Origin of the sequence: Actinomadura kijaniata NBRC 14229 (genome assembly GCF_001552175.1) — a bacterium.
Classification (GTDB): domain Bacteria; phylum Actinomycetota; class Actinomycetes; order Streptosporangiales; family Streptosporangiaceae; genus Spirillospora; species Spirillospora kijaniata.
The window spans coordinates 1-12,206 of the sequence record NZ_BCQR01000247.1 but is presented as its reverse complement, the minus strand read 5'-3'; the positions used below and the strand labels follow the sequence as shown (position 1 = coordinate 12,206).

At 75.1% G+C, this 12,206-nt stretch carries 13 protein-coding genes and 1 pseudogene; 9 read left to right on the top strand and 5 right to left on the bottom strand.

The features are described 5' to 3' along the window. The 4 genes from AKI01S_RS45945 to AKI01S_RS45930 form a co-directional block, all read left to right on the top strand. Positions 1-303: SDR family oxidoreductase (locus AKI01S_RS45945; protein ID WP_157420622.1), on the top strand; the 303-nt coding region annotated here is incomplete at its 5' end. Then, on the top strand, positions 300-1,496 hold the full coding sequence (locus AKI01S_RS45940) for an MFS transporter (RefSeq protein ID WP_067832678.1): 1,197 nt from the start codon (positions 300-302) through the stop codon (positions 1,494-1,496). The genes AKI01S_RS45945 and AKI01S_RS45940, both read left to right, overlap by 4 nt. Before the next feature lie 11 nt (positions 1,497-1,507). After that, positions 1,508-2,596 (top strand): alkene reductase, encoded by a 1,089-nt coding sequence (locus AKI01S_RS45935; RefSeq protein WP_067832675.1) that lies wholly within the window; start codon positions 1,508-1,510, stop codon positions 2,594-2,596. A 65-nt stretch (positions 2,597-2,661) separates the two neighbouring features. Beyond that, positions 2,662-3,036, top strand: coding sequence for a hypothetical protein (locus AKI01S_RS45930; RefSeq protein WP_067832672.1), 375 nt, complete (start codon positions 2,662-2,664; stop codon positions 3,034-3,036). 15 nt (positions 3,037-3,051) lie between these two features. Here the strand turns inward: AKI01S_RS45930 and AKI01S_RS45925 are convergent, their stop codons facing one another. Both AKI01S_RS45925 and AKI01S_RS45920 read right to left on the bottom strand, forming a co-directional pair. Continuing rightward, entirely contained in the window at positions 3,052-3,819 is a 768-nt protein-coding gene (locus tag AKI01S_RS45925) for an ABC transporter permease (protein WP_067832671.1), read from the bottom strand. After that, positions 3,816-4,517 (bottom strand): ABC transporter ATP-binding protein, encoded by a 702-nt coding sequence (locus AKI01S_RS45920; protein WP_084000907.1) that lies wholly within the window; start codon positions 4,515-4,517, stop codon positions 3,816-3,818. The genes AKI01S_RS45925 and AKI01S_RS45920 overlap by 4 nt, the downstream gene beginning before the upstream one ends. A 91-nt stretch (positions 4,518-4,608) precedes the next feature. On the opposite strand from AKI01S_RS45920, the gene AKI01S_RS45915 reads away from it, so the two are divergent. Then, positions 4,609-5,700: a sensor histidine kinase gene (locus AKI01S_RS45915; protein ID WP_067832669.1), complete on the top strand. Its 1,092-nt coding sequence runs from the start codon at positions 4,609-4,611 to the stop codon at positions 5,698-5,700. Continuing rightward, positions 5,697-6,341 carry a response regulator gene (locus tag AKI01S_RS45910; RefSeq protein ID WP_067832667.1) on the top strand — a complete coding sequence of 215 codons (645 nt, stop codon included), beginning with the start codon at positions 5,697-5,699 and terminating at the stop codon, positions 6,339-6,341. The genes AKI01S_RS45915 and AKI01S_RS45910 overlap by 4 nt, the downstream gene beginning before the upstream one ends. Positions 6,342-6,373: 32 nt before the next feature. On the opposite strand, the gene AKI01S_RS45905 is transcribed toward AKI01S_RS45910, so the two are convergent. Further along, positions 6,374-6,718 (bottom strand): MerR family transcriptional regulator, encoded by a 345-nt coding sequence (locus AKI01S_RS45905; RefSeq protein WP_067832665.1) that lies wholly within the window; start codon positions 6,716-6,718, stop codon positions 6,374-6,376. Positions 6,719-6,874: 156 nt separating this feature from the next. Between AKI01S_RS45905 and ahcY (AKI01S_RS45900) the strand changes: the two genes are divergently transcribed. After that, positions 6,875-8,305 (top strand): adenosylhomocysteinase, encoded by a 1,431-nt coding sequence (gene ahcY, locus AKI01S_RS45900; protein ID WP_067832663.1) that lies wholly within the window; start codon positions 6,875-6,877, stop codon positions 8,303-8,305. An 86-nt stretch (positions 8,306-8,391) separates the two neighbouring features. Next, positions 8,392-9,648, top strand: a complete 1,257-nt coding sequence (gene ahcY / locus AKI01S_RS45895) for an adenosylhomocysteinase (RefSeq protein ID WP_067832660.1) — start codon at positions 8,392-8,394, stop codon at positions 9,646-9,648. 3 nt (positions 9,649-9,651) lie between these two features. Here the strand turns inward: ahcY (AKI01S_RS45895) and AKI01S_RS45890 are convergent, their stop codons facing one another. Beyond that, positions 9,652-10,515 carry a hypothetical protein gene (locus AKI01S_RS45890; RefSeq protein ID WP_067832657.1) on the bottom strand — a complete coding sequence of 288 codons (864 nt, stop codon included), beginning with the start codon at positions 10,513-10,515 and terminating at the stop codon, positions 9,652-9,654. Further along, on the bottom strand, positions 10,512-10,835 hold the full coding sequence (locus tag AKI01S_RS45885; protein ID WP_218010069.1) for a PadR family transcriptional regulator: 324 nt from the start codon (positions 10,833-10,835) through the stop codon (positions 10,512-10,514). The genes AKI01S_RS45890 and AKI01S_RS45885 overlap by 4 nt, the downstream gene beginning before the upstream one ends. A 657-nt stretch (positions 10,836-11,492) precedes the next feature. On the opposite strand from AKI01S_RS45885, the pseudogene AKI01S_RS52280 reads away from it, so the two are divergent. Then, positions 11,493-12,206 (top strand): annotated as a pseudogene (locus AKI01S_RS52280) (HAD-IC family P-type ATPase); the annotation flags it as partial.

Genomic DNA, 12,206 nt, shown 5'->3' with positions numbered 1-12,206 from the left:
GCCGCCGAGCCGCCGCCGTGGCCGCCGGTCCGCGCGCTGGCCGCCGAGCTGGCCGGTCGCGGCGTCCGCGTCAACGCCGTCGCGCCCGGCTTCCTCGACCCCGACCCCGGCGTTCCCCTCGACCGGTACGCGGACCTGCGGGAACGCTGCGACGCCCGGACCCCGCTGCGGCGGCTCGGCACGCCCGGCGAGGTGGCCCGCGCGGCGCTGTTCCTGGCCGTGGAGGCGACGTTCACGACCGGGGCGCGGCTGCCCGTCGACGGCGGCCTCACCCTGCACCGAGACCTGGAGAACCGATCATGACGATGACCGCGCGGCGGCCCGCCGGGGCCGCCTCCGAACGGCTGCCGATGTCGGCGCTGCTGGCGCTGGCCACGGCGGTGTTCATCACGAGCCTGACCGAGACGCTGCCCGCCGGGGTGCTGCCGCAGATGAGCGCGGCGCTGCGGGTGGGCGAGTCCACGGCGGGCCAGACGGTGACGATCTACGCGATCGGCACGGCGCTGCTGGCGATCCCGCTGACGGCGGCCACGGCGGGCTGGCGGCGCAGGCGGCTGCTGCTGACGGCGGTGGCGGCGTTCGCGGTCGCCAACACCGTCACCGCCCTGTCGTCGGTCTACGTGCTGACGATGGCGGCCCGGTTCACCGCCGGGGTGGCGGCCGGTGTGGCGTGGGCGCTGCTGGCGGGCTACGCCCGCCGGATGGCCCCGCCGCGCCTCCAGGGCCGGGCCATCGCGATCGCGATGGCGGGGATCCCGGTGGCGCTGTCGCTGGGCGTCCCGGCCGGGACCTTCGTCGGGCAGGCGTTCGGGTGGCGGTCGGCGTTCCTGGCGATGACCGCGCTCACCGTCGCCCTGTTCTTCTGGATCATCGCGTCGGTCCCGGACTTCCCCGGCCAGGAGCGCGGGGAGCGCACGCCGATGCGGCACGCCCTGCGCGAGCCCGGCGTCGTAGCGGTCCTGTTCGTCACGCTGGTCTTCGTCCTGGCGCACACGATCCTGTACGCCTACATCGCGACGTTCCTCGACGACCTGGGCATGGGCGGGGACACCGACCTGGTCCTGCTGGTCTTCGGCGTCGCGTCGCTGGTGAGCATCTGGGCGGTCGGCGCGCACATCAACCGCCGCCTCCGCGCCCTCACGGTCGGCGGCACGCTGCTGGTGGCCGTCGCCGCGGCGCTGCTGGCGGCGTTCGCCGACCACCACGCCCTCGTCTACCTGGCGGCGGTCCTGTGGGGCCTCGGCTGGGGCGGCGTCCCGACCCTGCTCCAGACCGCCGTGGGCGACGCCGGGGGCGAGCACGCCGACGCCGCGCAGGCGATGCTCGTCACCCTCTGGAACGTCGCGATGGCCGGGGGCGGCGTCCTCGGCGGCGCGCTGCTCGACCTGGCCGGGACCGCCGCGTTCCCCCCGTCCGTCCTGATCCTGCTGGCCCCGGTCCTGGCCGTGGTCCTGCTGTCCCGCACGCACGGCTTCCCCGCGAAGCGCCCGAACTGAGGAGACCCGCGATGACCACCCTGTTCACCCCCGCCCGCCTCGGCTCGCTGACCCTGCCGAACCGCCTGGTGATGGCCCCGATGACCCGCAACCGCGCGACCGCCGACGGCGTCCCGACGCCGCTGATGGCCGAGTACTACGCCCAGCGCGCCACCGCCGGGCTGATCGTCGCCGAGGCCACCACGCCCGACCGGGTGGGCCAGACCTACCCCGACATCCCCGCGATCTTCAACGCGGCCCAGACCGAGGGCTGGCGGCGGGTCACCGGCGCGATCTCCGCCGCCGGGGGCCGGGCGTTCCTGCAACTCCAGCACGGCGGACGGATCGGCCACCCCGACAACAGCGGGCTGGTCCCGGTCGCGCCGTCCCCGGTCGCGTTCCCCGACGCGATCCACACCCCGAACGGCCCGCGGCCCGCCCCGGTGCCGCGCGAGATGACCGCCGACGACATCCGCGCGACCGTCGCGGCCTTCGCCACGGCCGCCCGCAACGCGATCACCGCGGGCTTCGCCGGGGTGGAGGTCCACGCCGCGAACGGCTACCTGCTGCACCAGTTCCTGTCCACCCACACCAACCGCCGCACCGACGCCTACGGCGGCCCGGTCGAGAACCGCGTCCGCTTCGTCCTGGAGGTGGTGGACGCGGTGGTGGACGCCGTCGGCCCCGACCGCGTGGGGGTCCGCGTCGCCCCCGGCGTCACCGCCAACGCGATGCGCGAGACCGACGTAGAGGACGTCTACCCGGCCCTGGCCCGGGAGCTGGCCGCCCGGAACCCGGCCTACCTGCACGTCGTCTTCGCCGACCCGGACGCCCCCCTGTTCCGCGAGCTCCGCCGCCTGTGGCCGACCACCCTGATCGCCAACCCGGCGCTGCCGTGGCCGACCCCGTTCCCCGCCGACGGCGGCCGGGCGGAGGCCGAACGCCTCCTGGCGGCGGGCGCGGACCTGGTCTCGCTGGGCCGGGCGTTCCTGGCCAACCCCGACCTGGTCGACCGCCTCCGCCGGAACGCGCCCCTGAACGACAACCGCCCCGAGCACTGGTACGGGGGCACGGCGGAGGGCTACACCGACTACCCGGCGCTGGTCCCCGTCCCGGCCTGATCCGCCGGGGTCGGTTACCCGCGAGGTAATCGATCCCGGCGCCGCGGGGAGGCAGGGTCGGCGGCATGGAACGCGTACTGGAGGCGGCGGCGGGCGGCCGCATCGCCTGGGGAGTGCTGGCACTGGCCGCGCCCGGCCTCAACGTGAGGCTGGCGGGCGCGGGCGACCGGGACACCCCCGAGATCCGCTACCTGATCCGGGTCTTCGGGAGCAGGGCCCTCGCGCTCGGTCTCGGCTACCTGCTGAGCGACCCGGAGGCGCGGCGGCGGTGGCGCAGGCTCTGCCTGGTGGTGGATCTCTGCGACACCGCCGCCGGGGCCGCCCACCTGGTCCGCGGGGACGTGCCGCGCGCCTCGGCGGCGGGCCTGACGGCGTTCACCGGCGGCTACGCGGCCCTCGGGCTGCTGGCCCTGCGGGCGGAGGGCCGGCAGCCCCGCTGACGGGCGCCGCCCGGGTCAGGCGTCGCGGCGTTCCAGGGTCAGCAGGCCGCCGGCCAGGGCGGCGGCCGTCCAGGCCAGCAGGATCGCCAGCGCCGTCCACGGGCCGAAGTCGGAGGGGCCGAACATCCCGCCCTCCGGCCTGGTGCCCATCATCACGTAGCCCGCCTGGTCGGGCAGGTACTGCGTGAACCTCCGGACGGCCGGGATGCTCGCCAGGCCCTGGCCGTTCAGGAACAGCAGCGGGATCATGATCCCCAGGGTCAGGGCGGTGCCGCGCAGCATCGCCGCGACCCCGGTCGCCAGCGCGCACATCAGCACCATGTACAGGCACGCCCCGGCGATCGCGCGCGGCACGCCGGGATCGCCCGGGTCCGCGCCGTGCGGGCCCAGCCCCCACTGGGACACCGCGAAGAGCACCGGCACCGTGACCAGCGAGAACGCCGCCGCCACCGACGTCACCGCGAGGACCTTCGCCGCCAGGAACCGGCCCCGCCGCGGGGTGGCGACCAGCGACATGCGGATCGTCCCGCCGGAGTACTCGCCGGTCACCGCCAGCACCCCGAACACCACCAGCGCGAGCTGCCCGAACGCCAGCCCGTAGAAGCCGAACACCGTCGGGTCGAAGTCCGCCTGCCGGTCCGGGGTCATGCGGTCGAAGCCGTCGCGCATCGAGAAGGACGCCAGCGCCCCCAGCCCGAGGCTCAGCGCGAACGCCGCCGCCAGCGTCCAGTACGTGGACCGCAGCGACCGGATCTTGGTGAGTTCCGCCCGGAACGCGCTCACGCGACCGCCTCCGTCCGGCGCATGAACGCCTCCTCCAGCGAGCCGAACCCGGCCGTGAACTCCGCCAGCCCGCAGTCGGCCACCAGCCGCCCCCGCGCGATCACGACCAGGTGGTCGGCGGTCAGCGCCATCTCGCTCATCAGGTGGCTGGAGACCAGGACCGTGCGGCCCTCGGCGGCCAGGGCGCGCATCAGGCCGCGGATCCAGCGGATGCCCTCGGGGTCCAGGCCGTTCACCGGCTCGTCGAGGATCAGCACGCCGGGGTCGCCCAGCAGCGCGGCGGCCACGCCGAGCCGCTGCCGCATCCCCAGCGAGAACCCGCCGACCCTCCGGCGCGCCGCCTCCGCCAGCCCCACCCGCTCCAGCACCGCCGGGATCCGCCGGGCGGGCAGCCCGCCCGCGTGCGCCAGCCACCGCAGATGGTCGTGCGCGGTGCGCCCGCCGTGCAGGGTGGAGGTCTCCAGCAGCGCGCCCACCGACCGCAGCGGCGCGGCGGAGCGCCGGTGCTCGACGCCGTCGATCAGCGCCCGTCCCCGCGTGGGCCGGTCCAGCCCGAGGACCATCCGGACGGTGGTGGACTTGCCCGCCCCGTTGGGCCCGAGGAACCCCGTCACCCTCCCGGGCCGCACCGTGAACGTCAGCCCGTCCACGGCGACCCGTCTGCCGTACCGTTTGCTCAGGTCATGTACTTCGATCACGGGATCCGACGGTAGGGACGGGCCACCGCCGCGCGCCGTCCCCGAAAGTCGCCGATCCCCGCGACGAACGTTGACGAACTACGCTCCGGGCATGGTCCGAGTCGTCGCGGTCGTCCTCGCCGTGCTGCTGGACGTGGCCCGGCTCCTGTCCGACCCGTCCCCTCCGGCGGCGCTGTTCGCCCTGGCGGCCGCCGCCGCCGCGGCCGTGGCCTGGCGCGCCCCGCTGCCGGGCCTCGTCCTGGTCGCCGCCCTGGCGGCGCTGCCGGACGGCCCGGTGGTCCTGCTGGTCTGGGCGGCGTTCCACGCGGGCCACCACGCCCGCACCCGCCGCGACGCGGTCCTGGCCGGGGCGGCGGCCGCCGTCCACGCGGCGGGGCAGGCGTTCACGGTGCCCGCGCAGATCCTCCCGCGCCTGCTCATGCTCGTCGCGCTGCCCCTGCTGGTCGGCCACCACCTGGCCCGCCACCGCCGCCTGGTCGAGGCGCTGACCGAGAGCAACCGCCGCCTGCGCGCCGCCCACGACCTGCTCGCCGCCCGGGAGCGCCTGCGCATCGCCCGCGACGTGCACGACTCGCTGGGCCACCAGCTCAGCCTGCTCACCCTCCGCGCGGCGGCCCTGGAGACCCGCACGCCCGAGGCGCGCGACCTCGCCGTCACCGCCCGCCGCGCCGTGGACCAGCTCCACGACCTGGTCGGCTCCCTGCGCGCCCCGGACGCGCCGTCGCCGACCCTGGCCGACCTGGACGCCCTCACCGCGCGCGCCGGGGCGGCCGGGCTGACCCTGGCGGTGCGCCACGCCGGGGACCGCCGCGACCTCGACCCGCAGGCGTCCCGGGCGGCCTACCGCGTGGTCGAGGAGGGCCTCACCAACGTCGCCAAGCACGCCCCCGGGGCCCCGGTCACGGTCACGTTCGACTGGGAGCCCGACGCCCTGCTGATCACGGTCGCCAACCCCGCCGGCGCGCCCGGCGCCCCCGAGGGCCACGGGCTCACCGGCCTGCGCGAACGCCTCGCCGAGGCCGGGGGAACGCTGCACGTCGCCGCCGGCGACGAGTTCCGCCTGGCCGCGATGCTGCCCTACCCCGCCCCCGAGCCGGACCCGGCCCGCTCCCGCGCCCTCACCACCGCCCTGGCCGTCGGCGCGCTGGTGCTGGCCCTGCTGCCCGCGACGGGGGTCCGATGATCCGTGTCCTGGTCGCCGACGACGAACCGCTGATCGTCGAGGGCGTCCGCGCCGTGCTGGAGGCCCAGCCCGACCTGCGCGTGGTCGCCACCGCCGCCGACGGCCGCCAGGCCGTGGAGCGGGCCCGCCGCCACCGTCCCGACGTGGCGGTGCTGGACGTGACGATGCCGGTGATGGACGGCCTCGCCGCGCTGGAGCACCTGGCGGTCCCGGCGGTGATGCTGACGGCGTTCGGCGACGAACCCAACGTGGTGCGCGCCCTGGAGCGCCGCGCGGCGGGCTTCGTCCTGAAGAACCACGCCCCCGACGAGCTGGTGCGGGCGGTCCGCGCGGCCCACGCGGGCGAGGCCTACCTCTCCCCGGCGATCACCCGGATGGTGCTGTCGCTGGTGGACCCGGCCGCCGCCCGCCGCCGCGCCGAGGCCCGCGCCCGCCTGGCGGCGCTCAGCCCCCGCGAGACCGAGGTCCTGCGCCTGCTGGCCGAGGGCCGCCCGAACGCCGCGATCGGCCGGCGCCTGCACATGACCGAGGCGTCCATCAAGACCTACGTCAGCCGCATCCTGGCCAAGCTCTCCTGCGAGAACCGCGTCCAGGCCGCGATGCTCCTGCGCGACGCCGAGGACCCCGTCCACGGCGGCTGATCCACGGTCGCGGCGGAGGTCAGCGGCGGAGGTCAGCGGCGGCGTTGCAGCAGCCGCAGCGCCTTCTCCTTCTCGAAGTCGAGGTAGCGCGCGGGCGGCGCGGACAGGCGGCCGATGCGCTCGCCCAGCTCGCGCACCCGGGCCTGCACCTCCGGCTCGGCCAGCACCCGCAGCCCGAACGCCAGCTCCGCCGGTCCGATGTCGTAGCGTTTCTCCAGCGCCAGCACCAGCGCGACCGCGCGCAGCTCGGCGTCGTCGAAGCGGCGGTGGCCGCCCGGACCGGTGTCGCGGGTCGCGGGCAGCAGGCCCAGGCTCTCCCGGTACCGGAGCATGCGGGGCGAGGTGCCGAGCCGCCGGGCGGCCTCCGTGATGCGCATGGGACCGATTCTGACAAATCACTGTCAGAAACGGGCGGACGACCGTGCCTCCCGCTCCGGTCCCGCCCTAGACTTCCGAGCAGACCCCGGCCCCGCCGAACGGGATCAACGGGACAGGGCGCCGAACCCCACGTGACACCAAGGAGCACCGAAACCATGGACTACAAGGTCGCCGACCTCTCGTTGGCCGACTTCGGGCGCCGGGAGATCCGGCTCGCCGAGCACGAGATGCCGGGCCTGATGGCCGTCCGCAAGGAGTACGCGGACTCCAAGCCGCTGCGCGGCGCCAAGATCATGGGCTCGCTGCACATGACCATCCAGACCGCGGTGCTGATCGAGACCCTGGTCGAGCTGGGCGCGGACGTCCGCTGGGTCTCCTGCAACATCTTCTCCACCCAGGACCACGCGGCCGCCGCGGTCGTCGTCGGGCCGAACGGCACCGCCGAGGACCCCCAGGGCGTGCCGGTCTTCGCCTGGAAGGGCGAGACCCTGGAGGAGTACTGGTGGTGCACCGACCAGGCCCTCCAGTGGCCCGACGGCTCCTACCCGAACATGATCCTGGACGACGGCGGCGACGCCACCCTGCTGGTCCACAAGGGCGCCGAGTACGAGAAGGCCGGGGCCGTCCCGACCGCCTCCGAGGACGACCCGGAGGAGTGGGGCATCATCCTGGAGACCCTGCGCCGCACCATCGCCGAGAAGCCGGGCCGCTGGACCGCGACCGCCGCCGAGATCAAGGGCGTCACCGAGGAGACCACCACCGGCGTGCACCGTCTCTACGAGATGCACAAGAACGGCACCCTGGCGTTCCCGGCGATCAACGTCAACGACTCGGTCACCAAGTCCAAGTTCGACAACAAGTACGGCTGCCGCCACTCGGTGATCGACGGCCTGAACCGCGCCACCGACGTGCTGATCGGCGGCAAGGTCGCCGTCGTGTGCGGCTACGGCGACGTCGGCAAGGGCTGCGCCGAGGCGCTGCGCGGCCAGGGCGCCCGCGTGATCGTCACCGAGATCGACCCGATCTGCGCGCTCCAGGCCGCGATGGACGGCTACCAGGTCACCACCCTGGAGGACGTCGTCGAGATCGCCGACATCTTCGTCACCACCACCGGCAACTTCAACATCATCCGCGCCGACCACATGGAGCGGATGAAGCACCAGGCCATCGTCAGCAACATCGGCCACTTCGACAACGAGATCGACATGGCCGGGCTGGCCCGCGTCCCCGGCGTCGAGAAGATCGAGATCAAGCCGCAGGTCCACGAGTGGCGCTTCCCCGACGGCCACTCCATCATCGTGCTGGCCGAGGGCCGCCTGATGAACCTGGGCTGCGCCACCGGCCACCCCTCGTTCGTGATGTCCAACTCCTTCACCAACCAGGTGATCGCGCAGATCGAGCTGTTCACCAAGACCGAGGAGTACCCGGTCGGCGTGTACGTCCTGCCCAAGCACCTGGACGAGAAGGTCGCCCGCCTGCACCTGGACGCCCTGGGCGTCAAGCTGACCCAGCTCACCAAGGAGCAGGCCGAGTACATCGGCGTCGACGTCGAGGGCCCGTACAAGCCGGACCACTACCGCTACTGATCCCGTTCTGATCGGATGGCGCACAGCCGCCGCACGGCCCGCACCGGCCGTGCGGCGGCTCTCGTTCACGTAAGGGGAGGGCGGAGATGAGCGACGTCGCGGACGCCTCGCTGGCCTACGCGGGGGTCCGGCGGATCGAGTGGGCCGACCGGAGCATGCCGGTGCTGGCGCAGATCCGGGAGCGCTTCGCCGCCGAACGCCCCCTCGACGGCCTGCGGATCGCGGCGTGCATGCACGTCACCACCGAGACCGCGAACCTGATCCGCACCCTCCAGGCGGGCGGCGCGCGCGTGGCGCTGGCCGCCTCCAACCCGCTGTCCACCCAGGACGACACGGCCGCCGCCCTCGCCCACGAGTACGGCGCGGAGGTCTACGCCCGCGCCGGGACCGACCGCGAGGGCTACTACCGGCACATCCACCAGGCGCTGGAGATCGGCCCCGACCTGGTGCTGGACGACGGCTGCGACCTGGTCAACATCCTGCACACCGAGCGCACCGACCTGCTCGACACCGTCCGGGCGGGCTGCGAGGAGACGACCACCGGCGTCATCCGCCTGCACCAGATGGCCCGCGAGGGCGCGCTGCGGTTCCCGATGGTGGCGGTGAACGACACCGACACCAAGCACATGTTCGACAACCGCTACGGCACGGGCCAGTCCACCCTGGACGGCATCATCCGCGCGACCAACACGCTGCTGGCCGGGAAGACGGTGGTCATCGCGGGGTTCGGCTACTGCGGCCGGGGCCTGGCCGAACGCGCCCGAGGCATGGGCGCGCGCGTCGTGGTCACCGAGATCGACCCGGTGAAGGCGCTGGACGCGACGCTCCAGGGCTTCGAGGTCCGGCCGATGGCCGAGGCGGCGCGGCACGGCGACGTGTTCATCACGGTCACCGGCAACCGCGACGTCATCGACGGCGTCCATCTGGCGACGATGAAGGACGGCGCGATCCTCGCCAATTCCGGACATTTCGATGTTGAGATCGACGTCCGGGCGCTGGAGGAGCTGGCGGTGACGGTCCACCGCGGCGTCCGCCCCCAGGCCGACGAGTACGTCCTGGCCGACGGCCGCCGCCTGGTCCTGCTCGCCGAGGGGCGGCTGGTGAACCTGGCGGCGGCCGAGGGGCACCCGGCGGCGGTGATGGACATGTCGTTCGCCGACCAGGCCCTGACCTGCGCGTGGCTGGCCGAGGCCCACGCGACCCTGGCGGCCGGCGTCCACGACGTCCCCAAGGAGATCGACACCGAGGTGGCCCGGCTGAAGCTGGCCTCGATGTCGGTCGAGATCGACGTCCTGACCCCCGAGCAGGACGACTACCTGCGCTCCTGGCGCCTCGGGTCCTGACGCTCAGGCTCCGGCGCCCTCGGACCCGGCCGCGGGCCTCCACGCCGTGACGGCCATGGTCAGCAGGAGGGCCGTGAGGGTCAGCCAGTAGGTGATGTTCTGCGCGTTCGCCGGCGGGTACACCAGGGCCGAGACCACGCCCGGCAGGACGTAGAGCGCCGCCGCCAGCGCCCAGCGCGGGCTGCGCGCCACGGCGGTCGCGGCGATCCCGGCCAGCAGCACGACGCCCTCGGTGCCCGCCCTGGTGGCCTGCCAGAGCTGGCCGTACCTCCAGTCGCCGGGCGCCCAGGCGAGGACGAGGGCGAGCGCCGGGATCGCCAGCCACCACCACGGCCGGACGCGCAGGTCCCGGGACCGGCGGGCCGCCAGGACCACGGCCCCGCCCGCCAGCACCCCGTAGGGGATCAGCGACACCCAGTTGTGGTAGGTCGGCCCGAGGAGGGGTGACCAGTTCGCGGCCTCGATCCCGAACAGCATGACCCGGCCGGTCGAGAGCGCCACGAGCAGGGCCAGCGGCAGCGCCGCCAGCGCCCGGCCGCGCAGGAGCGCGACCACCAGCGCGGCCGAGACCACCAGCCACCACGGGGAGACGCGGTCGGACACGTTGTAGGACAGGTTCGCCAGGGCGGCCACCAGCAGGCCCAGGTGCAGGCCGTCGGCCCACCACGGCACGGGACGCCCGGCGGCCTCGCGGGTGCGGGCGGTCAGGCCCGCCGTGACGAGCCCGGCCGTCTCCCTCGGCGAGGGGCGGCGCGGGGCGTCGTTCATCAGCGTGCCGAGGATCTCGGCTCCGTACTCGGCGCGGTGCCGGGTCGGGAAGGCCCGCAGGAAGACCCGGTACCAGCGTTCGGCGACCACCGCGCTCATGCCGGCGCCGCCCCGGTGGCCGGGGTGATCCGCGTGGTGACGACCCGGGCGGCCTGCTCCATCCGCGCCGCCTCGCGGACGACGGCGGCGCGCCCGTCCTCGGTCAGCCGGTAGTAGCGGCGGGGACGGCCCTGGACGGTCTCCTCGCGGTCCACGGCGACCAGCCCGTCGCCCGCCAGCCGGTCCAGGGCCCCGTAGAGGGTGCCGACGGCCAGCCGCACCCGCCCGCCGGACTGCTCCTCGGCCCGCTTGATGATCCCGTAGCCGTGCGACGGCCCGTCCAGCAGGGCGGCCAGCACGAAGTACGTGGGCTCGCTCATCGTTGGTGATCGTTTGACCATACGGGGGACGATATATCAGCAGGCGAAATATGGGAAGCGTTCGCCGCCGTTCCCTTGCCGCCTCCCGGGCCCCGCTTTGCCGCGCCACGGACCGCGGGGGGCACACCGATCCCATGGGGCACGACGGGCACGGGGACCGCGCGGCGCGGTTCCGGGATCGGCTGTGGGGGAGCCTGGCGCTGTCGGCGCCGGTGCTGGTCTACGGCGAGACGCTCCAGCACTGGTTCGGGTACGCCGCGCCCCGCTTCCCGGGCTCCCACTGGATCGCGCCGGTGTTCGGAACGCTGGTCCTCCTGCACGGCGGGCGCCCGTTCCTGAGCGGGGCCGTCGACGAGGCCGCGGCGCGGCGGCCCGGGACGATGCTGCTGATCGCGCAGGCGCTCGCCGCCGCGTACGCGGCGGGCCTGGCGGCCGCGTTCGGGCTGTTCGACCTGGACCTGTGGTGGGAACTGGCGCTGCTGGTCGACGTCCTGCTGCTCGGCCACCGGCTGGAGGCGCGGGCGTTCGGGCGGACGCCGGACGCGCCGCCGCCCGACGTGGCCGAACGCGTCGAGGACGGCACGCCCGTCACCGTCGCGGCGGGGGAGCCGCGGGTCGGGGACACCGTGCTCGTGCGGCCCGGCGCGCGTCCCGGCCGACGCGACGGTCACCGAGGGGACGGCGGCGTTCGACGAGTCGCCGCTGACCGGGCGGGCCCGGCCGGTCGAATGCGGTCCCGGCTCGGAGATCGCCGCCGGGACGGTCGCGACCGACGCGGCCGTCCACGCCCGCGTCACCGCCGTCGGCGAGGACACCGCCCTGGCGGCCGAGGCGCGGCGGGCGTCGGCGGGCCGCGCGGCGGGCCGGCTGTACTCCGCCGCGACGGGGGCGGCGTTCGCGGTGTGGCTGGTGCTGGGCGAGCCGGGGCAGGCGGTGCGCGGGGCCGTGTCGGTGCTGGTCGTCGCGTGCCCGCACGCGCTGGGCCTGGCGGCGCCGCTGGTCGTGGCGGTCTGCGCGGCGGCCGGCGCGCGGGCCGGGATCCTGGTCCGCGACCGGAGGGCGCTGGACCGGATGCGCGCCGTCGACACCGTCGTGTTCGGCAAGACCGGGACCCTCACCACCGGCCGCCCCGAGGTCACCGGCACGACGGCCGACGGTGACGCCGGAACGCTGCTCGCGCTGGCCGCCGCGGCCGAGTCCGGCAGCGGGCACCCCCTGGCCCGCGCGATAGTCCGCGCGGCCGGGGACGGACACCCGCCGCCGGCGACGGGGTTCCGGTCGCTGCCCGGGATCGGCGTGGAGATGCGGGTGGACGGCCGCCGCGTCGCCGTCGGCGGCCCGGCGCTGCTGCGGGCGGCGGACGCGCCCGCC

Excerpts from the sequence above, each read along its gene's own strand:
- AKI01S_RS45940 (WP_067832678.1), top strand. The coding sequence starts at position 300 with ATGACGATGACCGCGCGGCGGCCCGCCGGGGCCGCCTCCGAACGGCTG.
- AKI01S_RS45935 (WP_067832675.1), top strand. The coding sequence starts at position 1,508 with ATGACCACCCTGTTCACCCCCGCCCGCCTCGGCTCGCTGACCCTGCCG.
- AKI01S_RS45930 (WP_067832672.1), top strand. The coding sequence starts at position 2,662 with ATGGAACGCGTACTGGAGGCGGCGGCGGGCGGCCGCATCGCCTGGGGA.
- AKI01S_RS45915 (WP_067832669.1), top strand. The coding sequence starts at position 4,609 with ATGGTCCGAGTCGTCGCGGTCGTCCTCGCCGTGCTGCTGGACGTGGCC.
- AKI01S_RS45910 (WP_067832667.1), top strand. The coding sequence starts at position 5,697 with ATGATCCGTGTCCTGGTCGCCGACGACGAACCGCTGATCGTCGAGGGC.
- AKI01S_RS45905 (WP_067832665.1), bottom strand. The coding sequence starts at position 6,718 with ATGCGCATCACGGAGGCCGCCCGGCGGCTCGGCACCTCGCCCCGCATG.
- ahcY (WP_067832663.1), top strand. The coding sequence starts at position 6,875 with ATGGACTACAAGGTCGCCGACCTCTCGTTGGCCGACTTCGGGCGCCGG.
- ahcY (WP_067832660.1), top strand. The coding sequence starts at position 8,392 with ATGAGCGACGTCGCGGACGCCTCGCTGGCCTACGCGGGGGTCCGGCGG.
- AKI01S_RS45890 (WP_067832657.1), bottom strand. The coding sequence starts at position 10,515 with ATGAGCGCGGTGGTCGCCGAACGCTGGTACCGGGTCTTCCTGCGGGCC.
- AKI01S_RS45885 (WP_218010069.1), bottom strand. The coding sequence starts at position 10,835 with ATGAGCGAGCCCACGTACTTCGTGCTGGCCGCCCTGCTGGACGGGCCG.